The 23,285-nt window shown below is 75.2% G+C and carries 16 protein-coding genes and 1 pseudogene; 5 read left to right on the top strand and 12 right to left on the bottom strand.

Features of this window, described 5'->3' with window-relative positions; genetic code table 11:
• Nucleotides 1-33: 33 nt before the first annotated feature.
• The 6 genes and pseudogenes from BJ976_RS02200 to BJ976_RS02175 form a co-directional block, all read right to left on the bottom strand.
• Nucleotides 34-1,098 carry a polyprenyl synthetase family protein gene (locus tag BJ976_RS02200; protein WP_135028874.1) on the bottom strand — a complete coding sequence of 355 codons (1,065 nt, stop codon included), beginning with the start codon at nt 1,096-1,098 and terminating at the stop codon, nt 34-36.
• On the bottom strand, nt 1,095-2,498 hold the full coding sequence (locus BJ976_RS02195) for a geranylgeranyl reductase family protein (protein ID WP_135028876.1): 1,404 nt from the start codon (nt 2,496-2,498) through the stop codon (nt 1,095-1,097). Before BJ976_RS02195 ends, BJ976_RS02200 begins: the two co-directional genes overlap by 4 nt.
• Nucleotides 2,495-4,351 (bottom strand): 2-succinyl-5-enolpyruvyl-6-hydroxy-3-cyclohexene-1-carboxylic-acid synthase, encoded by a 1,857-nt coding sequence (gene menD, locus BJ976_RS02190; protein WP_135028878.1) that lies wholly within the window; start codon nt 4,349-4,351, stop codon nt 2,495-2,497. The genes BJ976_RS02195 and menD overlap by 4 nt, the downstream gene beginning before the upstream one ends.
• Before the next feature lie 160 nt (nt 4,352-4,511).
• Nucleotides 4,512-6,641 (bottom strand): annotated as a pseudogene (locus BJ976_RS02185) (PhoX family protein).
• Between the two features lie 19 nt (nt 6,642-6,660).
• Nucleotides 6,661-7,773: an o-succinylbenzoate synthase gene (locus BJ976_RS02180; RefSeq protein ID WP_135028880.1), complete on the bottom strand. Its 1,113-nt coding sequence runs from the start codon at nt 7,771-7,773 to the stop codon at nt 6,661-6,663.
• A gap of 47 nt (nt 7,774-7,820) precedes the next feature.
• Complete coding sequence (locus BJ976_RS02175) at nt 7,821-8,462, bottom strand: hypothetical protein (RefSeq protein ID WP_229667413.1); 642 nt, start codon at nt 8,460-8,462, stop codon at nt 7,821-7,823.
• A gap of 108 nt (nt 8,463-8,570) precedes the next feature.
• On the opposite strand from BJ976_RS02175, the gene BJ976_RS02170 reads away from it, so the two are divergent.
• Nucleotides 8,571-9,479 (top strand): phosphatase PAP2 family protein, encoded by a 909-nt coding sequence (locus BJ976_RS02170; protein ID WP_135028882.1) that lies wholly within the window; start codon nt 8,571-8,573, stop codon nt 9,477-9,479.
• A 112-nt stretch (nt 9,480-9,591) separates the two neighbouring features.
• Here BJ976_RS02170 and BJ976_RS02165 read toward each other — a convergent pair whose 3' ends face one another.
• From BJ976_RS02165 to BJ976_RS02155, 3 genes are read right to left on the bottom strand one after another with little or no spacing between them, the layout of a single operon-like run.
• Nucleotides 9,592-11,121: a dihydrolipoamide acetyltransferase family protein gene (locus BJ976_RS02165; protein ID WP_135028884.1), complete on the bottom strand. Its 1,530-nt coding sequence runs from the start codon at nt 11,119-11,121 to the stop codon at nt 9,592-9,594.
• Nucleotides 11,118-12,182: an alpha-ketoacid dehydrogenase subunit beta gene (locus tag BJ976_RS02160; RefSeq protein WP_135028886.1), complete on the bottom strand. Its 1,065-nt coding sequence runs from the start codon at nt 12,180-12,182 to the stop codon at nt 11,118-11,120. Before BJ976_RS02160 ends, BJ976_RS02165 begins: the two co-directional genes overlap by 4 nt.
• 1 nt (nt 12,183) lies before the next feature.
• Nucleotides 12,184-13,392 carry a thiamine pyrophosphate-dependent enzyme gene (locus tag BJ976_RS02155; protein WP_135028888.1) on the bottom strand — a complete coding sequence of 403 codons (1,209 nt, stop codon included), beginning with the start codon at nt 13,390-13,392 and terminating at the stop codon, nt 12,184-12,186.
• Between the two features lie 212 nt (nt 13,393-13,604).
• On the opposite strand from BJ976_RS02155, the gene BJ976_RS02150 reads away from it, so the two are divergent.
• On the top strand, nt 13,605-14,102 hold the full coding sequence (locus BJ976_RS02150; protein WP_135028890.1) for an Lrp/AsnC family transcriptional regulator: 498 nt from the start codon (nt 13,605-13,607) through the stop codon (nt 14,100-14,102).
• A 6-nt stretch (nt 14,103-14,108) separates the two neighbouring features.
• Here BJ976_RS02150 and BJ976_RS02145 read toward each other — a convergent pair whose 3' ends face one another.
• A complete protein-coding gene (locus BJ976_RS02145) occupies nt 14,109-15,410 on the bottom strand; it encodes an MFS transporter (protein ID WP_135028892.1) in 1,302 nt (433 codons plus the stop codon).
• Between the two features lie 79 nt (nt 15,411-15,489).
• Here BJ976_RS02145 and BJ976_RS02140 point away from each other — a divergent pair, with 79 nt between their 5' ends.
• Nucleotides 15,490-16,992: an NCS2 family permease gene (locus BJ976_RS02140; protein WP_135028894.1), complete on the top strand. Its 1,503-nt coding sequence runs from the start codon at nt 15,490-15,492 to the stop codon at nt 16,990-16,992.
• Between the two features lie 133 nt (nt 16,993-17,125).
• On the top strand, nt 17,126-19,474 hold the full coding sequence (locus tag BJ976_RS02135; protein WP_376698699.1) for a S9 family peptidase: 2,349 nt from the start codon (nt 17,126-17,128) through the stop codon (nt 19,472-19,474).
• Here BJ976_RS02135 and BJ976_RS02130 read toward each other — a convergent pair whose 3' ends face one another.
• Entirely contained in the window at nt 19,475-21,370 is a 1,896-nt protein-coding gene (locus tag BJ976_RS02130) for a glycoside hydrolase family 15 protein (RefSeq protein ID WP_221419382.1), read from the bottom strand. It lies immediately after the preceding gene.
• Nucleotides 21,371-21,433: 63 nt separating this feature from the next.
• Between BJ976_RS02130 and BJ976_RS02125 the strand changes: the two genes are divergently transcribed.
• On the top strand, nt 21,434-22,894 hold the full coding sequence (locus BJ976_RS02125) for a glucose-6-phosphate dehydrogenase (RefSeq protein WP_135028900.1): 1,461 nt from the start codon (nt 21,434-21,436) through the stop codon (nt 22,892-22,894).
• 118 nt (nt 22,895-23,012) lie between these two features.
• Here BJ976_RS02125 and BJ976_RS02120 read toward each other — a convergent pair whose 3' ends face one another.
• Nucleotides 23,013-23,267, bottom strand: coding sequence for a hypothetical protein (locus BJ976_RS02120; RefSeq protein ID WP_135028902.1), 255 nt, complete (start codon nt 23,265-23,267; stop codon nt 23,013-23,015).
• Nucleotides 23,268-23,285: the final 18 nt, after the last annotated feature.

Here is a 23,285-nt window from a genome sequence, read left to right as displayed (position 1 = left end):
CGGCGCGGGGAGGGTCAGGCGGCGCGGGGAGGGTCAGGCGGCGCGGGAGACGACGTAGTCGGCGAACGCCGCGAGCGCGTCCTTGACCACGGACTCGGGCAGGGGCTCCAGGGCGGTCTTCGCGTCCTCGGCCCAGCGCCGGGTCACCGCCCCGGCCTCGGTGAAGGCAGGATGGGCGGTCAGGGCGGCGACGGCCGTGGCCAGCTGCTCGTCCGTGTCCAGAGGGCCGTCGATGAGCGCGAGGACGCGGCGCGCCTCGTCGGCGTCCGGCCCGTCCCCTGCGGCGGCGCGACCCACCAGGATGGTGCTGAGGGTGGGCACCCGCTCGCGCAGATCCGTCCCCGGGGTCTTGCCGAGCTCGGCGGCGGTGCTCGTCAGGTCGATCAGGTCGTCGGCCAGCTGGAACGCCAGGCCCACCCTCTCGCCGTAGTCCGCCATCACCTGCACGGCGGCCTCGTCCGCGCCGCCGAGGAACGCGCCGAGGACGCCGGCCGCGGAGATCAAGGAGCCGGTCTTGCCGCCGAGGACCCGGTAGTAGTGCTCCAGGAGGTCCTGCCCCGCCGCGGGACCGCGGGTCTCCCACAGCTGCCCCTGCACGAGGCGCTCGAAGGTCTCCGCCTGGATGCGCACGGCGCGCGTGCCGAGCTCGGACATGAGCTGGGAGGCCCGGGCGAAGACGAGGTCGCCGGCCAGGATGGCCTGGGCGTTGCCCCACAGCCGGTGCGCGGCCGGCGCTCCCCGGCGCACGGGCGCCTCGTCCATGACGTCGTCGTGGTACAGGGTGGCCAGGTGGGTCAGCTCCATGACGACGGCGGCCTGCCGCACCTCGGGGCCGACCTCGCCGACCTCGCCCGCGGCGAGGCCGGGGTCCCCCAGCAGGGATGCGAGGACGGTCAGCACGGGCCGCATGCGCTTGCCGCCGGCCGCGGCCAGGTGACGGGTGGCCGTCTGCGAGAACTCGTCGTCGAAGGCCAGGGACTCGGTCAGCTGCTCCTCGACCCGTCCCAGCGCCGTCAGGACCGGTTCGACCACCGGGCCGTGCTCGGCCAGGAGGTCGAATCCGGAGGGCAGGGCGAAGCCGGGCTCAGACGTGGTCACCGGTCAAGCCTACCCGGCCGGGGCTCGTCGGCGGTGGTGAGCGACGGCGTCACGGACTCCAGGATGCGCACCGCGCGGTCCACGACGTCGCCGCCGGAGCGGTCCACCACGTTGCCCATCACGCGGGCCACGGTGCGCAACAGCGGCGGCGCGGCCATCCCGGTGGCGAGGGCCGCGCGCATCACGCGCGGCTGGCCGATCAGCTGCGCGAAGCGGGCGCCGAGCTGGAAATGCGCGCCCCACAGGTGCTGGGTGATCACCGGGTAGCGGGAGAGGACGGCGTCCGCCGCGGCGGGCGAGCCGGCGGCGAGCGCATCGACGGACAGCTCCGCCGCGATCCGCGCGGCCTCCATCGCGAACCCGATCCCCTCGCCGTTGAACGGGGAGACCATGCCCGCGGCGTCGCCCACCAGCAGCATCCCCGGGAGATGCTGCGGGGTGCGGTTGAACGCCATGGGCAGGGCCGCGCCCAGGATCTTCGAGGTGCGGGTGTCCTCGGAGATCCCCCAGTCCTCGGTCAGGGCGCCGGACCACTGCCGCAGCAGGGCGCGGTAGTCGAGCCTGCCGAACAGCGGGGAGGTGTCCAGGATGCCCAGGCCCACGTTGACGGTGCCGTCCGCGAGCGGGAACAGCCAGCCGTAGCCGGGCAGCGGGTTCCCGTCCTCGTCCGGCAGGCGCAGCCAGGACTCCATCCACTCGCCGCGGTCCCCGGGCGGACGCGGGACGGTGCCGTCCGCGCCCACCGGGCCGGCGGTGTAGTACGCCCGCACGGCCACGCCCATCGGGCGGTCCGTCCGTCGGTGCACGTCCAGGGAGACGGCGGCGCGGGCGGAGACCCCGTCGCACGCCAGCACGATCGGCGCGTGCCATGTGACGCTCTCCCCCGTCTTGCGACCGGTCGGGGCGATCAGCTCGGCCGTGAGCCCGTCCACGCGTCCGGCCTCGTCCCGGGTGACGCCCGTGACGGCGTGTCGCTCCAGCACCGTGGCCCCGCGCTCGCGGGCCGTGTCCGCGAGGAGCGCGTCGAAGTCCTTCCGGGTGCGGGTGAGGGCGTAGTCGGGCCAGCTCGCCGTCGCCGGCCAGGGCACGTCCACGGACCGCTCCCCGGCGCGCAGGCGCAGGCCGCGGACCACCTGCCAGCCGCCGTCGTCGCCGGGCCCGCCGCGGTGCTCGATCCCCAGGTTCCGGATCTCCTGCACCGCCTGCGGCGTGAGTCCGTCCCCGCAGACCTTCTCCCGCGGGAACGCGGCCTTCTCCAGGACGACGACGTCCAGGCCCGCCGCCGCCAGGTGCGCCGCCGCGGTGGCGCCGGCCGGACCGGCCCCGGAGATCAGGACGTCCGCGCGGCGGGCGCGGTGGGGCGCGGACGGGGCCGCCGTGGGGTCGGGGTGCTCGGTCATGACTCCTCCTCGGTCAGGGCCAGATCGTCCGGGTGGCACTCCGGCGCCGCCTCGAACGTGGCCGCGACGGCCTCGGCGATCGCGGCGGTGACCCCGGGTCGGTCCGCGCGGTCGCACCGGACCTCCACGAGGCGCCGGCCGCGGACCGGGTCGGAGAGCGTGTGCACGAGGCCCACCCGCGTGTCCACGGGCACGTGCGCGAGGCCGTGGGCGGCGGCCAGCGCGGCGAAGTCCACCGTGTGCGGGGTGCCGAAGAACCGCTCCACGGTGTCGGCCATGCCCTCGGCGCGGGCCACCTGGCCGTGCTCGAGCCCGGCGAAGATGGCACCGCCGGCGTCGTTGACCACCACCACGTCCAGGTCCGGCTCCGGCTCCCCCGGCCCCTGCAGCAGGCCGCCGGAGTCGTGCAGGGCGGTGAGGTCCCCCACGAGGGCCACGGTGCGCCGGCCCGTGCCCAGGGCCACGCCGGCCGCGGTGGCGATCGTCCCGTCGATCCCGGCGAGCCCGCGATTGGCGAACACCTGCACGTCCGGGGCCGCCGGCGGGCGCCAGGTCAGGTCCACGTCCCGGATGAGGGAGGACGAGCCGAGCACCAGCGGCCCGCGGGTCACCGCCGGCACCACGTGCGCCACGGACTGCGGGCTCAGGCCGTGGTCCCGGTCCCGGCGGGCGAGCACGTCCTCGAGGGCGGCCTGCGCGCGCATGGACGCCCGCTGCCACGCGACCAGCCAACCGGGCCGGCCCTGGCCGGCGAACGCGGCCAGCTCGGCGGGGTCCGCGATCATGCGCTCGGCGCGCCGGCCGGGCTCGAACCACGGCGCCGGCTCGGGGGCGAACAGCGCGGTCTCCACGTCCGGGCGGCGCAGCAGGGCGGTGACGGGCCGGGTGAGGGTCGGCCGGCCGAACAGCACCACCCGCTCGATGCGCGCCGCGAGCGGGTGGGCCCGCGGGCTCGTGCCCCCGCCCGGGCCGAGCAGCAGCGGGTAGGCGGCGATCGCGTTGACGCTGAACCGGGCGTCGGAGCTGGGCTCGGCCAGCAGCGGCAGCCCCAGCGACACCGCGAACGCGGCCGCCACCGGGCCGGCCCCGTGGCACGCCAGCACCACGGTGCAGCGGGCGTCCCGGCGGGAGACGTCCAGCTCGGGCCCGCCCGAGAGGTCCATCCCCGGGGCACGCCACGGCAGGCGCGGATCGTCCGGGCCGGCGTCCTCCGCGGGCACGACGGCGGCCATCTCCGCGAGCTGGTCCGCGTCCGGGACGAGCGGGTCGCGGAAGCGCAGGTTCAGGTGCACGGGTCCGGCGGGGGCCTCGGCCACGGCGACGGCGACCGCGGCGTCCGCGGCCGCGAACCCGTCCGCGCGCAGCAGCGCCCCCCGCACGGCCGAGGAGACGGCGCGCAGGTGCTCGTCGGCGTGCACTCCCGGAGCGGGGTCCCCGTCCACGGAGGCCGCGGCCCGCGTGTGCCGGGCGAACAGGCCCTCCTGCACGGTGGTCTGGTTGGCCCCGGTCCCGTGCAGCTCGGCGGGGCGGTCGGCGGTGAGCGCCACGAGGCGCGTGCCCGCGTGGAAGGCCTCCATCACGGCCGGCAGCAGGTTCCCGACGGCGGTGCCCGAGGTGGTCAGCACCCCCACCGGGCGCCCGGTGGACAGGGACAGGCCGTGGGCCAGGAAGCCGGCGGAGCGCTCGTCGATCCTCACGTGCAGCCGCAGGCGCCCGGCGCGCTCGTGCTCCGCGAGCGCGTAGACGAGCGGGGCGGAGCGGGAGCCGGGGCAGATCACGGCCTCCCGCATGCCGCCCTCGATCAGGGCGGCGGCCACGGTGCGGGCCAGGGTGGTCGAATCGACGGAAGACATGGTGGTCGCCAGTCTAGGCGGGCCCCGGGCACGGCGACGCCGCCGCGGCGTGCGGCCGCGGCGGCGTCGAGGGGGTCCCGTGGGGAGGACCCAGCCTGCGCGACATCACCGCCGGGCAGAACGGCGGCGATGTCGCGAGCGGTCGGTCATCCGCACCGGATCAGCGCTTCGGGCCCTTGCCCTGGGCGTGGCCGAAGGCGGAGTTGCCCTCGCCGTTGCCGCCCTTGCCCTTGCCGTGGCCCTGGGCGCCCTTCTGCGTGCCGGAGCCCTGGCCCACGCCGTTGTTGCCGGTCACGTTGAAGACCTGGACGACCGACGGACGCGGGGCCGCGACCTCGTCGCCGACCTGCACCGGGCCGGCCGGGTTCAGGAAGTCCGGGAAGTAGGAGGTGTGGGCGCCCCAGGTGCCGTCCTCGCCCGGGTGCTGGACGTTGACGAACACCGAGTTGTCGCGGTCGTGGATGACCGGGCCGCAGGTCTCGGCGTCGCGCGGGACGGCGAGGAACTGCTGCACGCGGCCGCGCTCCGGGCCGTCCAGGGTGACCTTGTGAAGGGCGTCGGCGTAGCCGATGGTGCCCGGCTGGCCGTCGGTGGAGATCCAGAGGTTGCCCTCCGAGTCGAAGGCCACGTTGTCCGGGCAGGAGATCGGGGAGACGAGCTCCTTCGGGTAGCCCGAGAAGTAGGCCGAGGAGGACACCGCCGGGTCGCCGGCGAGCAGCAGGATGACCCAGTCGAAGCGGGTGGCGGTGTGGTCGCCGTGCTTCTCGGTGAGCTCGATGACGTGGCCGTCGCGGTTGCCCACGATCGGGTTGGCCTCGTCCACCGCGGTGCGCTTGGTGTTGTTGGTCAGCGCCATGTAGACCTTGCCGTTGACCGGGTTGGTCTCCACGTCCTCCGGACGGTCCATGGCGGTGGCGCCCATCTTGTCCGCGGCGAGGCGGGTGAAGACGAGGACCTCCTCGAGGGACATGCCGGGCACCAGGGACTTCTTGTCCGTGGCGAGGGCGATCCACTCGCCCCGGCCGTCGAAGGCGCCGTCGGAGGGGAGGGTGCCGACGCCGTCGATCTCGCGCGCCGGGGAGTCGCCGTGGAACGTGGCGACGTACAGCGTGCCGGAGTCCAGCAGGGTCATGTTGTGCTTCTTGTCGCCCTTGCGGAACGTCTTGGCGGAGACGAACTTGTAGAGGTAGTCGTGGCGTTCGTCGTCGCCGGAGTAGACCACGGCGCGGCCGGACTCGGAGAGGATCGCGGTGCCGGCCTCGTGTTTGAAGCGGCCCAGGAGGGTGTGCTTGACCGGGGTGGAGGTCGGGTCCTCCGGGTCGACCTCGACGATCCAGCCGAAGCGGTGGGCCTCGTTCTCGTAGCCCTCGTTGGTGAGGTCGAAGCGGTCGTAGTGGCGCTCCTAGCCGCGGGAGGTCGGCTTGGTGCCGATGCCGTAGCGCGCCTCCTCGGGGGTGCCGCGGCCCACGAAGTACTGGTTGAAGTTCTCCTCGCCGGAGAGCACGGTGCCCCACGGGGTGGTGCCGCCGGCGCAGTTGTTCAGGGTGCCCAGCACGCGGGTGCCCGTGGGGTCCTCCACGGTCTTCAGCAGGTCGCTGCCGGCGGCGGGGCCGGTGACGCGGAACGGCGTGGTGCCCGTGATGCGGCGGTTGCGGCGGCCGCCGCGCACGTAGTCCCACTTGCCGCCCTTCTCGGCGCGCTCCAGGTCCACGATGGACAGGCCGTGGGACTGGATGCCGGCGTCGACGACGTCCTGGGGGTTCGAGGCGATGTACTCCGGGGAGAACATGATGTACTCGTTCGTGTACTCGTGGTGGGACACGAGGTAGCCGCGGCGGTCGTTGCCGCCGTCCGAGATGATGTTCAGGTAGTCGTTGTTGTAGCCGAACTGGGCCGCGGCCGACGCGCCGGTCTGGTGGCGGATGTCGAACTCGGGCGAGTCGGCGAACAGCGGGTCGCCCCAGCGGATGATCGTGCCCCAGTCGTAGCCGGCGGGGACGGTGACGTCGTCCACGGTGCGCATCACGGGCGCGATGGGCTCGAAGTCGAGCTTGCCGCCGCCGCGGGGCGGGCGGCCGTTGTCCGCGAGCGCCTCGGGGGCCTGGGCCACCTGGCCGCCGATCACGACCGCCGCGGCCAGGCCGGTGCCGCCGGCGAGGGCGGAGCGACGGGAGATGGCGCGCTCGGCGACGGGCCGGGGGCCTCGTCTCGTCGCCCACCGTGGCGCACCCGAGGAAGCGTCCGACGGCGCGGAGGTGAATCGGAGCCGAACTCCTCTCGTCCAGGGCATTGAGTCCCGGGGCCGTGCCCTATTGGACGCCGTCGGCCCCCGCACCTCGGGTCCCGTCGGGCGCCGTGCCCGCGAGCACGGCGTGGGCCGCGCGGACGCGCTCGGCCCACCACCGCTGCCCGTCCGCGTCGTCCCGCACGCGCCGGAGCAGGTCCGGGTCCGGCGCGGGCGCGACCCCGCCCGGGGCGGGCAGGGCACCGCCGCGCGGGCGCCAGGGCGGGGAGACGACGTCGGCGGCGAACAGCGCCGCGGTGCCCAGGCCGCACGCGTGCGGCAGGCGGGGCAGGTGCGCGGCCAGCGCCGCTCCCCCGGCGATGCCCACGGAGGTGTCCAGGGCCGAGGAGACGACGGCGTCCAGCCCCGCCGCCTCGACGATCGCCGCGGCGCGGCGCACCCCACCGAGGGGCTGGACCTTCACGACGATCAGGTCGGCCGCGTCCGCCTGGGCGACGGCGAGCGGGTCCGTCTCCTTCCGCACGGCCTCGTCCGCGGCGATCGGGGTGGCGACCCCGCGCTCGCGCAGCATCCGCCGCACCCGGGCCAGCATCCGGATGCCCGGCACCGGCTGCTCGGCGTACTCGAGGCCCACGTCCTGCAGCTCGGTGAGCATGGCCACGGCCTGGGCCACCGTCCACCCGCAGTTGGCGTCCACGCGCACCGCCGCGTCCGGCAGCAGCTCCCGCACCCGGCGCACCCGGGCCAGGTCCGCGCTGTGGGACCCGGGCACCAGGCCGCCGCCGGGGCGGTGCTCTGCCACCTTCACCTTCACCGCGGCGATCCCCTCGCCGTACCGGGCCAGGACGCCCTCGACGTCGTCCGCGGCCACCGCCGGGACGGTCGCGTTGACGGGCACCGCCTCCCGCACGGGCGCCGGCCAGCCCTGCCAGCCGGCCTCGACGGCGGCCGCCAGCCACCGGGAGGCCTCGACCGGGCCGTACTCGGGGAACGGGGAGAACTCGGCCCAGCCGGCCGGGCCGCGCAGCAGCAGGGCGCGGCGCACGTCCGTGCCCCGGAACCGCACGGACATCGGCAGGGATACGGCCACGGCGTGCTCGAGCAGCTCCTCCACGTCCGGGAGGGCGGGGCCGCCCGGCGAGCCGGGCAGCGGGGGCAGGGCGGCGGCGGGATCCATGCGGGACAGTCTAGGAACGGGCCCCGCCACGGGGCCCGAAGGGCCGGTCAGCCCGCGGCCGGGTACCCGAGGGAGCGGGCGAGCGGGACGGCCCGCTCGGCGGTGCCCAGCACCCCCGTCAAGCCCGCGACGACGGCGTCCGTCACCTCGGGGCGCACGTGCCAGTCCGGGGTGAACGGCTCGTCCGCCCCGGCCCAGGCGGCGCCCACCGCGCACAGGGCCAGGGTCATCTCCACGACGTCCGTGAACACGGGGACGGGCTCGTCGAGGCGGTCCTCCCAACCGTCCTCGCCGAGGGCCATGAGGACGCGGTCCGTGGAGGCCTGGTGGATGAACGGATCGGCCCCCTGGGTGGCCACCACCGTCCAGTCCTCGTCCCAGTCGGCCAGCAGCGCACCGGTGCGTCGGCTCCAGCGGTACCCGGCCTGCTCGTCCCACAGCCGCTCGAGCGGGAACAGGAGGAAGGGCAGCCCCAGGGTGTCGATCTCGACCCACTCCGGGCCCACGTGTCGGTAGAAGTCGGCGAGGTCCGGGGCGAGCGGCTCCTCGGCCGCCCACTCGATGGGCTCCTGGCGCTGGACGGGCCCGAAGACCGCGAGCGCCGCGCGGGCCGTGGCGAGCCCGTGCGGGTCGAGGACGATACGGGCTCGTGCGTCGGCCGCGCCGGGGGCGGGGTGATGACGGTCCATGCGGCCAGGCTAGGGGCGGCCCGGCACCCGGGGGCCACGGGGGCGGGACGGTCCGGTGACCACCCGGTGGAGCCTGCATGACCGCGCCGACTCGGCCAGAATGGGGGCATGGACCCCCACGACGCACGCGACCCCCACGGGACGGCCCCGGCCGCACCCGCGCGTCGTCCCGCCCGCCGCGCGGACCCCGTGTGGGCGCTGGCCGCGGCGTCCTGCGCGGCCGCGGTGGCCCTGCTGTACACCCTGCTGGTGACCACCAGCACCGGCCAGCTGCTCGAGTACCAGCTGTTCGCCGCGGTCGAGGACCGCTGGGGCGTCCCGGCCGTCGGTCTCGCCCCGCGCCTCGTCCGGCTGCTGCCGCCCGCGCTGGCCGTGGGCGCGGGACTCGCCGCGCTGGCCTGCCTGCCCTCCCGGCGGACACGGGGACGCGGCGTGCTCGCGCTCGTGGCCCTGGTGGGGGCCAACGCCACCACCCAGGTCCTCAAGCACGTCCTGCCGCGCCCCGCCCTGGAGAACGGGGTGCCGTGGGCCGGCGGCAACTCCCTGCCCTCCGGCCACACCACCCTCGTGGCCGCCGCCGCGGCCACGGTCCTGCTGCTGGTGCCGTCCCGGTGGCGGCCCGCCGCGGCCGTGGCCGGCGCCGCGGCCACGGCGTTCACCGGCGCCGCCGCCTACCTCGAGGCGTGGCACCGGCCCTCGGACATGGCGGCGGCCGTCGCCGTGGCCGGACTGTGGGCCGTCCTCGTGGCCCCGTGGCGGCGCGGCCTCCGGGCCGGTCGACGCCGGGCCTCGGCCCTCGAGCGGACCGTCGAGGCGCTGCTGTGGGCGGCGGGCCTGGGCGGCCTCGCGGCGGGCGGGGTGCTGCTCGCGCTGACCCTGTCGGCGCCCGCCGTGGCCGGGGCCGCCCACCCCCTGGCCGCGGTCGGCGGGGTGCTGCTCAGCGCCTCCCCCGCGGCCGTGCTGGTCGGGCTGCTGCTGAGCCTGCTGCGCCGCATGGACGCCCGCCGCATCCGCTGAGGCTCCGGACGCGCCGCCCCCGGACGCACCGCGGCCCCGCCGGCGGCGGGGGCCGGCGGGGCCGTCGTGCAGGGGCTGGCTGCCCGCGGGGACCGGGCGGACCCGGACCCGGTCAGATCCGGGCGAGGGCCGCCGTCGGGTCGTTCAGGCAGTCCGCCACGAACGTGAGGAATGCGCTCGCGGTGGCGCCGTCGGTGACGCGGTGGTCGAAGGAGACGGTCATCTCGGCGACCTTGCGGACCACGATCTGGCCGTCCACGACCCACGGGCGGTCCATGATCCGGCCGATGCCGAGCATGCCCACCTCGGGGTGGTTGAGGATCGGCGTGGCGCCGTCCGTGCCCAGCGGCCCGTAGTTGTTCAGCGTGAAGGTGCCGCGGGTCAGCTCGGCCGGAGCGGACTTGCCCTCGCGCGCCCGGGCGATGGTCTCGCCGATCGCACGGGTGAGCTCCTCGGCGGAGAGGCGCTCGGCGTGCTCCACGGACGGGACCATCAGGCCCCGGTCCGTCTGCACGGCCAGGCCGAGGTGGACGCCGTCGAACTCCACGACCTCCTCACGCCCGTCCTCAGCGTGCTCGATGCGGGCGGCCATCACGGGGTACCGCTGCAGGCCCGCGAGCGTGAAGCGGGCGATCAGGGCCAGCAGGGACGGCACATTCTCCGGGCCCTTCGCCTTGAGCGCCGAGCGCAGCTCGAGCAGCCCGGTGACGTCCACGTCCAGCCACGCGGTGACGTCCGGGACCACGGTCCGCGAGCGCACCATCTGGTCGGCGATCACGCGGCGCACGCCCGTCAGCGGGGTGCGCGAGGCCACGGTCAGCCCGGAACGGGTGTCCGTCCCGCCGACCCCGGCGGTGGCCGCCGGGGCGGCCGATGTCGCGGAGGCGGCCGCGGGGGACGGGGCCGCGGCTGCGTCCTGCGCCGCCGACGCCGCGGGCGACGCCGGTGCGCCCACCCCGCCCTCGGCCGCGGCCAGCACGTCCGCTCGGGTGATCAGGCCGTCCGGGCCGGTGCCGGTGAGGGCGGCCACGTCCACGCCGCGCTCGCGCGCCAGCTTGCGGACGATCGGCGAGCTCACGCGCGGGGCGCGGGCGGCGCCGTCGGCCGGGGCGGCCGGCGTCGTCGCGGCCGCCGCGGGGGCCCCGCCGCGCACGCGCTTGGACGGGCGCGTTCGGCCCTTGGCGCCATGGCCGGAGGTGCCGTAGCCGATCAGGACGCTGCCGGAGGCCTCCGCGTCGGAGCCGGCCACGTCGCCGTCGCCGCCGCGGGCCTTGTCCGGGGCGGGCTGGGCGGTGCCGGGCTCCATGACCCCGGCGCGCTCCTCCTCGCGGTAGGACAGGGCGCCGGGCTTCTCCGCCGTGGGCGCGGCGGGCGTCTCGGCCGGGCCGGCGGCGTCGACCTCGTCCGCGGAGCCGACCGTGATGAGGGGCTCGCCCACGATCATGGTCTCGCCCTCGGCGCCGTGCAGGGTCAGCACCGTGCCGGCGTAGGGGCAGGGCACCTCCACGAGGGCCTTGGCGGTCTCCACCTCGACGATCGGCTGGTCCACGGCCACCTCGTCGCCCTCGGCGACGAGCCAGCGGACGAGGTCGGCCTCAGTGAGGCCCTCCCCCAGGTCCGGAAGGGTGAACGTGCTGCTCATGCGCGGGCCTCCTCGGCGGCGGGGGCCTCGGCGTCGAGGTCCCAGTTCAGGTCTTCGATCGCGTCCAGGATCCGGTCCACGGACGGCAGGTGGTGCTCCTCGAGCTTGGGCGCCGGGTAGGGGATGTCCCAGCCGGTCACCCGGCCCACGGGGGCGGCCAGGGAGTGGAAGCAGCGCTGCTGGATGCGGGCCACCAGCTCCGAGGCGACGGAGGCGAAGCCCTGCGGCTCGGCGACCACCACGGCGCGGCCGGTCTTGGCCACGGACGCGGCCATCGTGTCCTCGTCCAGCGGGTTCACGGTGCGCAGGTCCACGACCTCCACCGAGTACCCCTCCTCGGCGGCCGCGTCGGCGGCGGCCAGGCACGTGGGCACGGAGGGGCCGTAGGAGACCAGGGTGACGTCCGTGCCCGGGCGGACGACGGCGGCGCGCGCCCAGGCCTCGCCGTGCTCGGCCTCCGACTCCACACGGGCCCACTGCGCGTCGAACTCGGCGCGCAGCTCGTCCAGGTCGAGGTCCGCCTTGGTCCAGTACATCTTCTTGGGCTCCATGAAGATCACCGGGTCGTCCAGGCGGATCGCCGAGCGGAGCATGAGGTAGGCGTCCTTGACCGAGGCCGGGGTGTACACCTTCAGGCCCGGCGTGTGGGCGTAGTAGGACTCGGACGAGTCGCAGTGGTGCTCCACGCCGCCGATGCCGCCGCCGTACGGGATGCGGATGGTCAGCGGCATGGGCGCGGCGCCCTTAGTGCGGTTGCGCATCTTCGCCGCGTGGGAGGCGATCTGCTCGAACGCCGGGTAGGCGAACGCGTCGAACTGCATCTCCATCACGGGGCGGGCGCCGCCGAGGGCCATGCCCACGCCGAGGCCCGCGATGCCGGACTCCGCGAGCGGGGTGTCGAAGCAGCGCTCCTCGCCGAAGCGCTTCGTGAGGCCATCGGTGATGCGGAAGACGCCGCCGAGGGTGCCGACGTCCTCGCCGAACACCACCACCATGGGATCGGCCGCCATCTCGTCGGCCAGGGCCGCGTTGAGCGCGGCCGCGAAGGTCAGTGCCGCCATCTCAGGCCTCCTGGTTCTCGGAACGGGACAGCTCCTCGGCCAGCTGCGCGCGCTGGGCGGCGAGCTGCGGGGTCTGCACGGTGTACACGTGGTCGAAGAGCTCGAGCGGGTCCAGCTCGGCCTCCGCGTTCATGGCGTCGCGCAGGGAGGCGGCGACGTCGTCGGCGTCCTGGCGGTACCGCTCCGCGAGCTCCTCGGTGAGGGCGCCCGTGGAGGTGAGGTACGCGGTCATGCGGCGCAGCGGGTCGCGGGCCTCCCACTCCGCCACCTCGGCGGCCTCGCGGTAGCGCGTGGCGTCGTCGGCGTTGGTGTGGGACTGCATGCGGTAGGTGTCCGCCTCCACCAGGAACGGGCCCTTGCCCTCGCGGCACAGGTCCACGGCGCGGCCGAGCACGGCCAGGAGGGCCGCGAGGTCGTTGCCGTCCACGCGCTCGCCGGCCAGGCCGTAGCCCACGGCCTTATGCGCCAGCGACGGCGCCGCGGACTGCTTCGCGAACGGCACCGAGATGGCGTACTTGTTGTTCTGCACGAAGAAGACCACCGGCAGCTTGAACACCGCGGCGAAGTTCAGGGCCTCGTGGAAGTCGCCCTCGGAGGTGCCGCCGTCGCCCACCATGGCGAGGGTGACGACGTCCTCGCCGCGCAGCTTCGCGGCCTTGGCCATGCCCACCGCGTGCAGCATCTGCGTGGTCAGGGGCGTGGACTGCACCGAGACGCGGTGCTCCTTGGGGTCGTACCCCTGATGCCACGTGCCCTGGTAGGCGACCATGACCTGCAGCGGGTCCACGCCGCGGGCCAGGACGGCCACGGTGTCCCGGTAGGTGGGGAACAGCCAGTCGTCCTCGCCCAGGCACACGGCGGCGGCGACCTCGGAGGCCTCCTGGCCGTGCGAGGACGGGTAGACCGCCATGCGGCCCTGGCGCACGAGCGCGTAGGCCTGGTCGTTGACGCGGCGGCCGATCACGAGGTGGCGGTAGGCCGCCAGGAGCTCCTCGTCCGAGGGCAGGGGGTACTCGTGGCCCGGGGAGGTGCCCTGCTGGTCCACCGGAAGGACGTTGCCGTCCTCGGAGATCAGCTGGATGCGGCGGGACGCCGGGAGCAGGTACTCCTCGAGCGAGATGCCGAACGCGGCGGCGGCGGCCGCCCGCGTGCCGGCGTCGGGCGCGGGGGCGCCGTCGCCCGCGGGCGCGGCGGGGCTGGTGCTGGTCATGGGTGTCCTCTCGATCTGTGGGCACCAGTGTGCAGCGGAGACAACACTTCGTCACCGCATGTGGGATAATCACCGGACAGGATGCTCTTTCCGGGCATCCTGGAGAGACATCCTGTCGAGGTGACCCGGGTCACGAGGACGGTGCGTCGGGTCCTGACGGCACGCGCCCCGCCCCGCCGGGCCCGCGCAGGTCCGACCCGGAGGTGACCGCCATGGCCCCGTCCCCCCTCGACCGCGTGGACCGCGCGATCGTCCGCGAGCTCTCCCAGGACGGCCGCCTGTCCGTGGCGGCGCTCGCCGAGCGCGTGCACGTCTCCCGCGCCCACTGCTACTCCCGCCTGAACCGCCTGCAGGACACCGGCGTGATCACCGGCTTCTCCGCCCGGGTGGACCCCGTCAAGACCGGCTTCACGGCATCCGCGCACGTGATGCTCAAGCTGCGCCAGCACGACTGGCGCGAGCTGCGCGCCACCCTGCTGGCGATCCCGGAGGTGTGGCACGTGTCCCTGGTGGGCGGGAACATGGACGTCATCCTGCTGGTCCGCGCCCGGGACACCGCGGACCTGCGCCACGTGATCTTCGAACGGCTCCAGCCGCTGCCGGCCGTGGTGGACACGCAGACGTACATGATCTTCGACGACCACGCCTCCGGCCAGACCCTGCCGCCGGAGCCCTCGGACGACCCGACGCAGGGCGCCGCGGCGGGCTGAGCCGGATCAGCGCCGCCCCAGGGGCGCCGGGTCGTCCACCGGGCCGGGGCCGTGCGGCAGGACCCGGGCGAACACCGCGGCCCCGCCGGCGCACACCACCGCCATGACCCCGACGCCGACGCCCAGGCCCGCCGCGGCGGTCACCGCGGAGACCAGCAGCGGGCCGGTGAGCATGCCCGCATCCGACATGGAGCGCCACAGCCCCAGGAACTCCGGGCGGGCGTCCGGCGGGGAGAAGTCCGCGCCCAGGGTCATCACGATCCCGGCGCCGAACCCGTTGCCTACGCCCAGCAGCAGCGCGGCGGCGGCGAACCCCACCGGCTCCGACGTCAGGGACACCGCGAGGAACCCGGCGCCGAGCAGCGTCAGGCACGGCACGGCCACCGCGCGGCGGCCGCGCCGGTCCATGAGGCGGCCCGCGGGGTAGAACAGTAGCAGGTCCGCGGCCCCGGCGATCCCGAACACGAGCGAGGCCGCCGCCGGGGTCATCCCCAGGTGCGCCGCCCACAGCGGGATGACCGCGTTGCGGGCGGCCCGCGCCCCGGCCACGGCCACCACGCCGAACCCCGCGGTCGCCAGCACGCCACGCCGGGCCCGGGCCACGTCCGCCAGGCGGGGTCGTCGGCGGGCGGAGCCGGCGGCGGAGGGGGCTCCCCCCGAGGCGGAGGGGGCGCCGTCGTCGTCGGGCGCGGACAGCTCACGGATCCGCACGCACAGGACGGCACCGGCGGCCATCATGGCCGTGGCCGCGGCGAACGCCCCGCTCAGGCCGAGCAGCGCCTGGAGCGCGGCGCCCAGGAACGGGCCCAGGAACACGCCGATCCGGATGGTGCCCCCGAGCGTGGACATCGCGCGGGCCCGGTGCGTGGCCGGGACCGCCACGGCCAGGTAGGACTGCCGCGCCAGGTTGAAGCCGGCGCCGGCGGCGCCCACCGTGAGCACGCCGAGCAGCAGCACGGCGAGGCGGGCCGGGTCGTCGAGGCCCCCCGCGCGCACGCCGCCGGCGGTCAGCGGGGCGGTGGCCGCCCACGCCAGCCCCGCACCCAGGGTGCCGAGCGCTGCGGAGAGCACCATAGTCCGCCGCTCCCCCGCGCGCGCCGCCAGCAGGGACACCGGCGTGTTGGCCAGCAGCGAGCCCAGCCCCACCAGCACGACGACGGCGGCCGCCTGCGCCGCCCCGAGGCCGAGCGCGAGAGCGGCCGAGGCGATGGCCGGGGTCATCGCACCCAGGCCCACCGCGTACACGGTGGAGGGGGCGTAGATCTGGACGGCGGCGGCGAGGGCCGCGGGCAGGCGAGGACGGTTCATCCCGGACGAGTCTGCCCCACGCCGACCCGGACCGTGCAGAAGGACGGGCGGGGGCCGGGGGATCACTAGGCTGTGCGGCATGTCCTCCCGCACCGCCGGGGTCCCCGCGCCGGGGCCCTCGATTCATGCCGCCCACCCGCCCGCCGCCCGCTCCGGGCTCGACCGGTACTTCGCCATCTCCGAGCGCGGCTCGACCCCCGGCCAGGAGGTGCGCGGCGGCGTCGCCACGTTCCTGGCGATGAGCTACATCATCGTGCTCAACCCGCTGATCCTCTCCGCGCCGGACTCCACGGGTGCCACCCTGGGGATCCCGCGCGTCGCCGCCGCCACGGCGCTCGTGGCCGCCCTGGCCACGCTGCTGATGGGCCTGTGGGCCCGGCACCCCTTCGGGCTGGCCACGGGGCTGGGCGTCAACGCCTTCGTGGCCATCACCGTGGCGACGACGCCCGGCCTGACCTGGCCGGACGTGATGGGCCTCGTGGTCCTCGCGGGCCTCGTGATGATCCTGCTGGTGGCCACCGGCTTCCGCACGGCCGTGTTCAACGCCGTCCCGGAGACGCTGAAGACGGCGATCGTGGTGGGCATCGGCCTGTTCATCGCCCTGATCGGCCTGGTCAACGCCGGGTTCGTGCGGCGTGTGCCGGACGCGGCGGGCACCACCGTGCCGGTGGGCCTGGGCGCCGGCGGCGAGCTGGCCGGCTGGCCCGTGCTGGTGTTCATCGTGGGCCTGCTGGTGACGTCGATCCTGGTGGTCCGCGGCGTGCGCGGGGCCATCCTGATCGGGATCGTGGTGGCCACCGTGCTGGCCAACATCCTCGAGGCGGTGTTCCACATCGGCCCGTCCGTGGCGGCGGACGGCACCGTGAACCCGCACGGCTGGTCCCTCGTGGCCCCGTCCCTGCCCGAGTGGACTGCCCCGGACCTGTCCCTGCTCGGACAGGTGTCCCTGACGGGCGCCGTCGAGAAGCTCGGCTGGCTCATGGCGGCCCTGCTGGTGTTCGCGATCCTGCTGTCCGTGTTCTTCGACGCGATGGGCTCCATGGTGGGCCTGGCGCGGGAGGCCGGCACCATGCGCGAGGACGGCACCATCCCCCACCAGGACCGCGTCCTGATGACCGACGCCCTGGCCGTCACCGCCGGCGGCGGCGCGTCCGTGTCGGCCGGGCAGATCTACGTGGAGTCCGGCACCGGCATCGGCGAGGGCGCCCGCACGGGCCTGGCCTCCGTGGTGACCGGCCTGCTGTTCCTGGTGGCCGTGTTCCTCACCCCGCTGATCCACCTCGTGCCGTTCGAGGCCGTGGCCCCCGCGCTCGTGGTGGTGGGCTTCATGATGGCCTCCCAGGTGGTGCGCATCGACTGGACCGACGCGGGTGCCGCCCTGCCCGCGTTCCTCACGTTCATCCTCATGCCGTTCACGTACTCGATCGCCAACGGGATCGGTGCCGGCATGATCGCCTACGCCGTGATCAGGACCGGCCAGGGCCGCGCGAAGGAGGTCCACCCGCTGCTGTGGGTGGTGGCGGCCGCGTTCGTGCTGTTCTTCGGGATGGGCGTGTTCCGCGGGCTGCTCGGCCTCGACTGAGCCCGATCCGCAGCGCCCCGGCGACATTCCCGCGGTCCTGCCGCGCTGGAATGTCGCCGGGGCGCTGTTCCTCCGGGGTCGGCCGGGGGCCCGGGTCGCTGGCGTGTCCGGGTGCTGTGATGGGATGGGGCGCATGACCGAGACCACCGCGCACGACGACGCCGCCACCGCCCCCGCCACGCCGGGCACCTCTCCCACGTCGCCGGGGGCCGCGCCCGTACCCCCGACGGCGGCCGAGGTCCCCACCGCCCGGACGTTCCACGGGGAGACGTTCACGGACGACTTCGAGTGGCTGCGCGCCAAGGAGGACCAGCAGGTGCTGGACCACCTGCACGCGGAGAACGCGTACGCGGAGGCCGTCACCGCGGACCAGGCCGGTCTGCGGGCGGCGATCTACGGGGAGATCAAGGCCCACACGGTGGAGACGGACCAGTCCGTGCCCGTCCGCCGGGACGACTGGTGGTACTTCGTGCGCACCCGGGAGGGCGCCGACTACGGCATCCACTGCCGCGTCCCGGCCCAGGAGACGGGGGACGCGGAGGCGGACTGGACACCGCCCGTCGTGCCTGCGGGCGAGGGCCTGCCCGGCGAGCAGGTCATCCTGGACGGCAACGCGGAGGCGGAGGGCCACCCGTTCTTCTCCCTCGGCGGGATGCACCTCAGCCCGGACGCCGCGCTGGCCGCCTACGCCGTGGACACCACCGGCGACGAGCGGTACACCCTGCGGATCCGGGACATCGCCACGGGCGAGGACCTGCCGGACACCGTGCCGGGCATCGCCCCGGGCGTGCGCTTCGACCGCTCGGGAACCCGGGTGTTCTACACCGTGTGGGACGAGACCTGGCGGCCCTACCAGGTGCGCGTCCACGTGCTGGGCACGGACGCCGCGCAGGACGAGGTCCTGTTCCAGGAGGACGACCCCGGCATGTGGACCGGGTTCGAGGGGACCGCGGACCGCACGCAGCTGCTGATCGGCGTCGGCAACTCCGAGGTCTCCGAGACCTGGGCCCTCGACCTGCCGGAGTCCGCGGACGCCCCCCTGCCCGCCCCGCGCCTGCTGATCGGGCGGGACGCCCGCATGCTGGCCGATGTCGAGCCCCTCGACCTGGACGGCGAGCGCGTCCTGCTGATCGTCCACGACCGCCTCGCCGACGGCACGAAGGCCCCGAACTCCCTGCTGTCCGTGGTGCGGGAGGCGGACGTGTCCGACCGCGCCGCGTGGCGCACCGTGGTGCCGCACTCGGAGACCGTGCGCGTGGACGGCGTCATGGTCACCCGCACGCACGTGGCGCTCGCGGTGCGCCGGGAGACCACGCCGCGCGTGCTCGTCGCGCCGCTGGACGGGCTGCGGACCGTCCTCGCGGCGCCGGCCCCCACGTCGTCCGCGGACGACGACGGCGGCGCCGCCTCCGCCGATGCCCTCGCCTGGTCCGAGCCGGAGTTCGACGAGGAGCTCTACACGTGCCGCCTGGCGCCCGTGAGCCAGGACTCCCCCTTCCTGCGCCTGACGTACGTCTCCTGGACCACGCCGGCGCGGGTGCTGGACGTCGTCGCGGCCACGGGCGAGGTGCGCCTGCGCCGAGAGGTGGAGGTGCCCGGCTTCGACCGGGACCTCTACGTGGCCGAGCGGTGGTGGGCCCCGGCCTCGGAGCCGAGCTCGATCACGGGTGAGGCCGTGCGGATCCCGCTGACCGTGATCCGGCGGCGGGACGTGGCGCAGGACGGCACCGCGCCGGCCGTGGTGTACGGCTACGGCTCGTACGAGATGTCCATGGACCCGGTGTTCGGGGTCGCGCGGCTGTCCCTGCTGGACCGCGGCGTCGTGTACGTGGTGGCGCACGTGCGCGGCGGCGGCGAGCTGGGCCGGGCCTGGTACGAGGACGGCAAGAAGGCCGCCAAGCACCACTCGTTCACGGACTTCGTGGACGCCACGCGGTTCGTCGCGGACTCCGGCTGGGTGGACCCGGCGCGGATCGCGGCCACGGGCGGCTCGGCCGGCGGCCTGCTCATGGGCGCCGTCCTCAATCGGGCGCCGGAGCTGTACCGGGCGTGCCTGGCCGTGGTGCCGTTCGTGGACGCGCTGACCTCCATCCTCGACCCGGACCTGCCGCTGTCCGCGCTGGAGTGGGAGGAGTGGGGCAACCCCATCGAGGACCCGGCCGTCTACGCCGCCATGAAGGCGTACACCCCGTACGAGAACATCCGCGCGGTGGACTACCCGGCGATCGCCGCGGTGACCAGCCTGCACGACACCCGCGTGCTCTACGTGGAGCCGGCCAAGTGGGTGGCGCAGCTGCGCCGCACGGTCACCTCGGACCAGGCCACGCCCCTGGCCGAGGGCGGCGCCCCGATCCTGCTGCGCACCGAGATGGACGGCGGCCACGGCGGCGCGTCCGGCCGGTACCAGGGCTGGGAGGACACCGCGTGGGAGTACGCCTTCCTGCTCACGGCGCTGGGGGCGACGGAGCGGGTGGACGGCTGATCAGCCCTCGCCCCGCACGTCCTCGAGCGCGTCCGCGGCGCGGATCAGGCCCAGGTGGCTGAAGGCCTGCGGGACGTTACCGAGCATGCGGCCGGCCTCGTCGTCGTACTCCTCGGCGAGCAGGTGCAAGTCGGAGGAGCACTCGTCCAGGCGTTCCATGAGCCGCTCGGCGTCCTCCGTGCGGCCTGAGCGCGCGTACTGCTCCACGAGCCAGTACGAGCACAGGACGAACGGGGCCTCCTCGCCCGGCAGGCCGTCCGTGCCCGTCATCCGGTAGCGGTGGACGAGGCCCGTCGGGGAGAGCAGGTCCTCCTCGATCCGGGCGACGGTGGCCAGCATGTGCGGGTCGTCGAACGGGACGAAGCCGGTGTGGGCGATCTGCAGCAGGGACGAGTCCGTCTCGGTGGATCCGTAGGTCTGCGTGAAGGCGCCGGTCCCGTCGACGCCGCGCTCCAGCACCTCCGCACGCAGGGCCTCGCGCCGCTCACGCCAGTGGTCCACCTCCTCCGCGGGCGCGTCCTGGCCGTGGCGCTCGACGGCGTGCACCGCCCGGTCCAGGGCGGCCCACATCATGACGCGGCCGTGCGTGAAGAACGCGGGCTCCCCGCGCATCTCCCACAGGCCGTGCTCCGGGGTGTCCCAGTGGGCCAGCACCTGGTCCACCAGGCGCCGCTGGAGAGCCCACGAGCCGCGGGTCTCCTCGACGCCGGCCTCGCGCAGGGTCTCGAGGGCGATCATCACCTCCCCGACGACGTCCGCCTGCCACTGCCCGGCCGCACCGTTGCCCACGCGCACCGGCCGCGAGCCCTCGTACCCGGGCAGGTGCGGCAGCTCGAACTCGGGCATGTGCCGCTCTCCCGCGAGCGTGTACATGATCTTCAGCTCCTCCGGGTCGCCAGCGACGGCGCGCAGCAGCCAGTCCCGCCACAGGGTCGCCTCCTCCACGTGCTCGTGGGCGATCAGCGCCTCCAGCGTCAGGGCCGTGTCCCGCAGCCACACGTACCGGTAGTCCCAGTTGCGGACCCCGCCGATCTCCTCCGGCAGGGAGGTGCTGGCCGCCGCCACGATGCCGCCGGTCTCCCGGTGCGTGAGACCGCGCAGCGTCAGCAGGGACCGCTCCACGCGCTCGGCCCGCGGCCCCCGCGCCACGGGGCCGCCGAGCCACTGCAGCCAGTCCGCCTCCGTGCGCTCGCGGGCCTGCTCCGCGTCCGGGGCGGCCGGCGGCGTCTCCCACGAGGGGAACCAGGCCAGAGAGGCGGCCTCCGCCTGCCCGGCCGCCAGCTCCTGGACGGACCGGTGCGCCGCGCCGTCCGCCGCGAATCCGCCGCCGTGGAACACGACGCCGTCCCCGCCGGCCACGGCGATCAGCGCCGGCTCCCCGTGGGCGTCCGCCCCCCGGTGGACCCACGGCACCACCTCGCCGTAGTCGTTCCGCAGACGGAGCTCCTGCTCCAGGCGGACCGTGCCCGCGGTGCACCGGACGATCCGCACCAGGTCGGCCCGGACGTCGTCGTCGGCCTCCTCGCCGAGCGGCATGAGGTCGAGGACCTCGGCCTCCCCCTCCGGGCCCCGCCAGTGCGTGCGCAGGACGAGCGTGCCGGGCACGTACGCGCGCTCCACCACCTCGCCGCCCGCGATGCGCAGGGACCACTGGCCGTGCTCGGGCTCCCCGAGCAGGGACGTGAACACCGCGGGCGAGTCGTACCGGGGCAGGCAGAGCCAGACGACGGTCCCGTCCCGGGTCACCAGGGCTCCGGCGTGCTGGTCGGAGAGGTAGGCGAGGTCGTCGATCAGGGGTGAGGTCGTCATGTCCCCAGCCCACCACGTTCCGCCGGACGGGCGCCAGGCGACGTCCCCGCCTGGCCCGGCGGGAGCGCAGACGGGAGACTGGGGCATGACGACGCCGGCCCGGCCCCCGGGCCGGCGCACCACGGACCGCCGCGCGAAGGGACCTCCCCGATGACCCAGCAGACGACCCGACCCCAGGACCGTCCCTCCGGAGCGGCACGCGGCGCCCAACCCGCGGACGGGCGACCCGTGGCGCTGATCATCCTCGGCGCGAGCGGCGACCTCACGTCCCGCCTGCTCCTGCCCGGGCTGGCGACCGCGTTCGCGGCCGGACAGCTGCCGGAGCTGACGCTCGTGGGCTCGTCGATCACGGAGATGGGCAACGAGCGGTGGCGGGAGCTCGTGGCGGAGGCTCTCGACGGCGCCGACGTGCCCGACGACATCCGGGCCGGGATCGTGGGGCGGGCCGTCTGGCGCACGGCCGACGCCACCGACGCCGACGGTCTCCGTGCTCTGTTCGACGTGGCCCGCGAGCGCGCGGGCGAGGGGGCGGTGTCGGTGCTGTACTTCGCCCTCGCGCCGGCCGTGACCGTGCGGTCAGTGGACGCGCTGCGGAGCATGGCGGATCTGCCGGACGGGCTGCGGCTCGCCCTGGAGAAGCCGTTCGGGACCGGGCTGGAGAGCGCCCGGGACCTGAACGCCGCCGTGGCGGAGGTGGCCGGCAAGGAGCGGGTGTTCCGCGTGGACCACTTCCTGGGGTTGGCCATGGTGACGGCCCTGCTGGGCATCCGCACCCTCAACCGGGCCATCGGCGGGGTGTGGAGCGCCGAGGACGTGGAGGCCGTGGAGATCCGGGCGGACGAGACGCTCGCCCTGGAGGGCCGCGCCGGGTTCTACGACGCCACCGGGGCGATGCTGGACATGCACCAGTCCCACCTGCTGGCCGTGCTCGCCATGACCGTGCTCGAGACCCCCGCCGAGATCCGCTCCGTGGACCTGCACGACGCCGTCGCCGCCGCCCTGCGCGCGACCCACGTGTGGGAGGACGACGTCGCCGCCCACACGCGCCGCGCCCGGTACACGGCCGGCGCCGTGCGGGGGCGGCAGGTGCCCTCCTACGCGGACGAGGACGGCGTGGACCCGGACCGCGGAACCGAGACGCTCGCGGAGCTCGTGCTGGCGGTGGACACCGAGCGGTGGGCCGGGGTGCCGTTCACGCTGCGCTCGGGGAAGGCCCTCGGCGAGCACCGGTGGGAGGTCGTGCTGACGCTCCGCCCGCCGCGGTTCGTGCCGGAGGGCATGGACGCCACCGCGGGCCGGGACCGCGTGCGCGTCGGTCTGGATCCGGCCCGCCTGGCCCTCGAGCTGTCCGTGGACGGCACCGGGGAGCCGTTCGACGCCGACCGGGCCGCGCTGGACGCCGACCTGCCGCCGGCCTCCCGCGACGCCTACGGAGAGGTGCTGCGGGGGATCATCCTGGGCGACCCGCTGCTCTCCGTGCGCGGGGACGTGGCCGAGGAGTGCTGGCGGATCGTGGAGCCGGTGCGGCGGGCGTGGGACGCCGGCCTAGTCCCGCTCGAGGCATACGAGGCTGGCTCGCCCGGGCCGGAGGGCTGGGCGTCCTCCCGCTGAGAGGTGACCCAGCCGACCGGATGATCCCGGGCCAAGTCGGCATCGGGCATCATCACGACGACGCCTGCGCACCCGACACACTGCGTGAGCGTCGTTGCTGCTATGGGCGCACCCGCGCTCACTGCTCCATGAACCAGTCTCCCTGTTCCCATGGCTTGAGCAGGTCCTGGTGCCACATCGATGTGACTGCGTTTCGTTGCTCCTCAGTCAGCTGGGAAAGGCGATTCCGGTGCAGGCCGAACATGACAACCTCCCCCGACGTCGCCTCTGCGATCATCCGCAGCACCGCCGCGGGGTCCTGAGGCCACGAGGTGAAGAGAGTCCGTACCGGACTGGGGGCATCGACATAAAGACCCAACTTGTCCTCGGCCACCAGGTGGGCGTAGTAAAG

The organism is Micrococcus flavus (assembly GCF_014204815.1).
Classification (GTDB): domain Bacteria; phylum Actinomycetota; class Actinomycetes; order Actinomycetales; family Micrococcaceae; genus Micrococcus; species Micrococcus flavus.
This window is presented reverse-complemented; position numbering and strand designations above follow the sequence as displayed.

Coding starts and splice junctions, on each gene's coding strand:
- BJ976_RS02195 (WP_135028876.1), bottom strand. CDS start 2,498: ATGACCGAGCACCCCGACCCCACGGCGGCCCCGTCCGCGCCCCACCGC.
- menD (WP_135028878.1), bottom strand. CDS start 4,351: ATGTCTTCCGTCGATTCGACCACCCTGGCCCGCACCGTGGCCGCCGCC.
- BJ976_RS02180 (WP_135028880.1), bottom strand. CDS start 7,773: ATGGATCCCGCCGCCGCCCTGCCCCCGCTGCCCGGCTCGCCGGGCGGC.
- BJ976_RS02175 (WP_229667413.1), bottom strand. CDS start 8,462: ATGGACCGTCATCACCCCGCCCCCGGCGCGGCCGACGCACGAGCCCGT.
- BJ976_RS02170 (WP_135028882.1), top strand. CDS start 8,571: ATGGACCCCCACGACGCACGCGACCCCCACGGGACGGCCCCGGCCGCA.
- BJ976_RS02165 (WP_135028884.1), bottom strand. CDS start 11,121: ATGAGCAGCACGTTCACCCTTCCGGACCTGGGGGAGGGCCTCACTGAG.
- BJ976_RS02160 (WP_135028886.1), bottom strand. CDS start 12,182: ATGGCGGCACTGACCTTCGCGGCCGCGCTCAACGCGGCCCTGGCCGAC.
- BJ976_RS02155 (WP_135028888.1), bottom strand. CDS start 13,392: ATGACCAGCACCAGCCCCGCCGCGCCCGCGGGCGACGGCGCCCCCGCG.
- BJ976_RS02150 (WP_135028890.1), top strand. CDS start 13,605: ATGGCCCCGTCCCCCCTCGACCGCGTGGACCGCGCGATCGTCCGCGAG.
- BJ976_RS02145 (WP_135028892.1), bottom strand. CDS start 15,410: ATGAACCGTCCTCGCCTGCCCGCGGCCCTCGCCGCCGCCGTCCAGATC.
- BJ976_RS02140 (WP_135028894.1), top strand. CDS start 15,490: ATGTCCTCCCGCACCGCCGGGGTCCCCGCGCCGGGGCCCTCGATTCAT.
- BJ976_RS02135 (WP_376698699.1), top strand. CDS start 17,126: ATGACCGAGACCACCGCGCACGACGACGCCGCCACCGCCCCCGCCACG.
- BJ976_RS02130 (WP_221419382.1), bottom strand. CDS start 21,370: ATGCCCCAGTCTCCCGTCTGCGCTCCCGCCGGGCCAGGCGGGGACGTC.
- BJ976_RS02125 (WP_135028900.1), top strand. CDS start 21,434: ATGACCCAGCAGACGACCCGACCCCAGGACCGTCCCTCCGGAGCGGCA.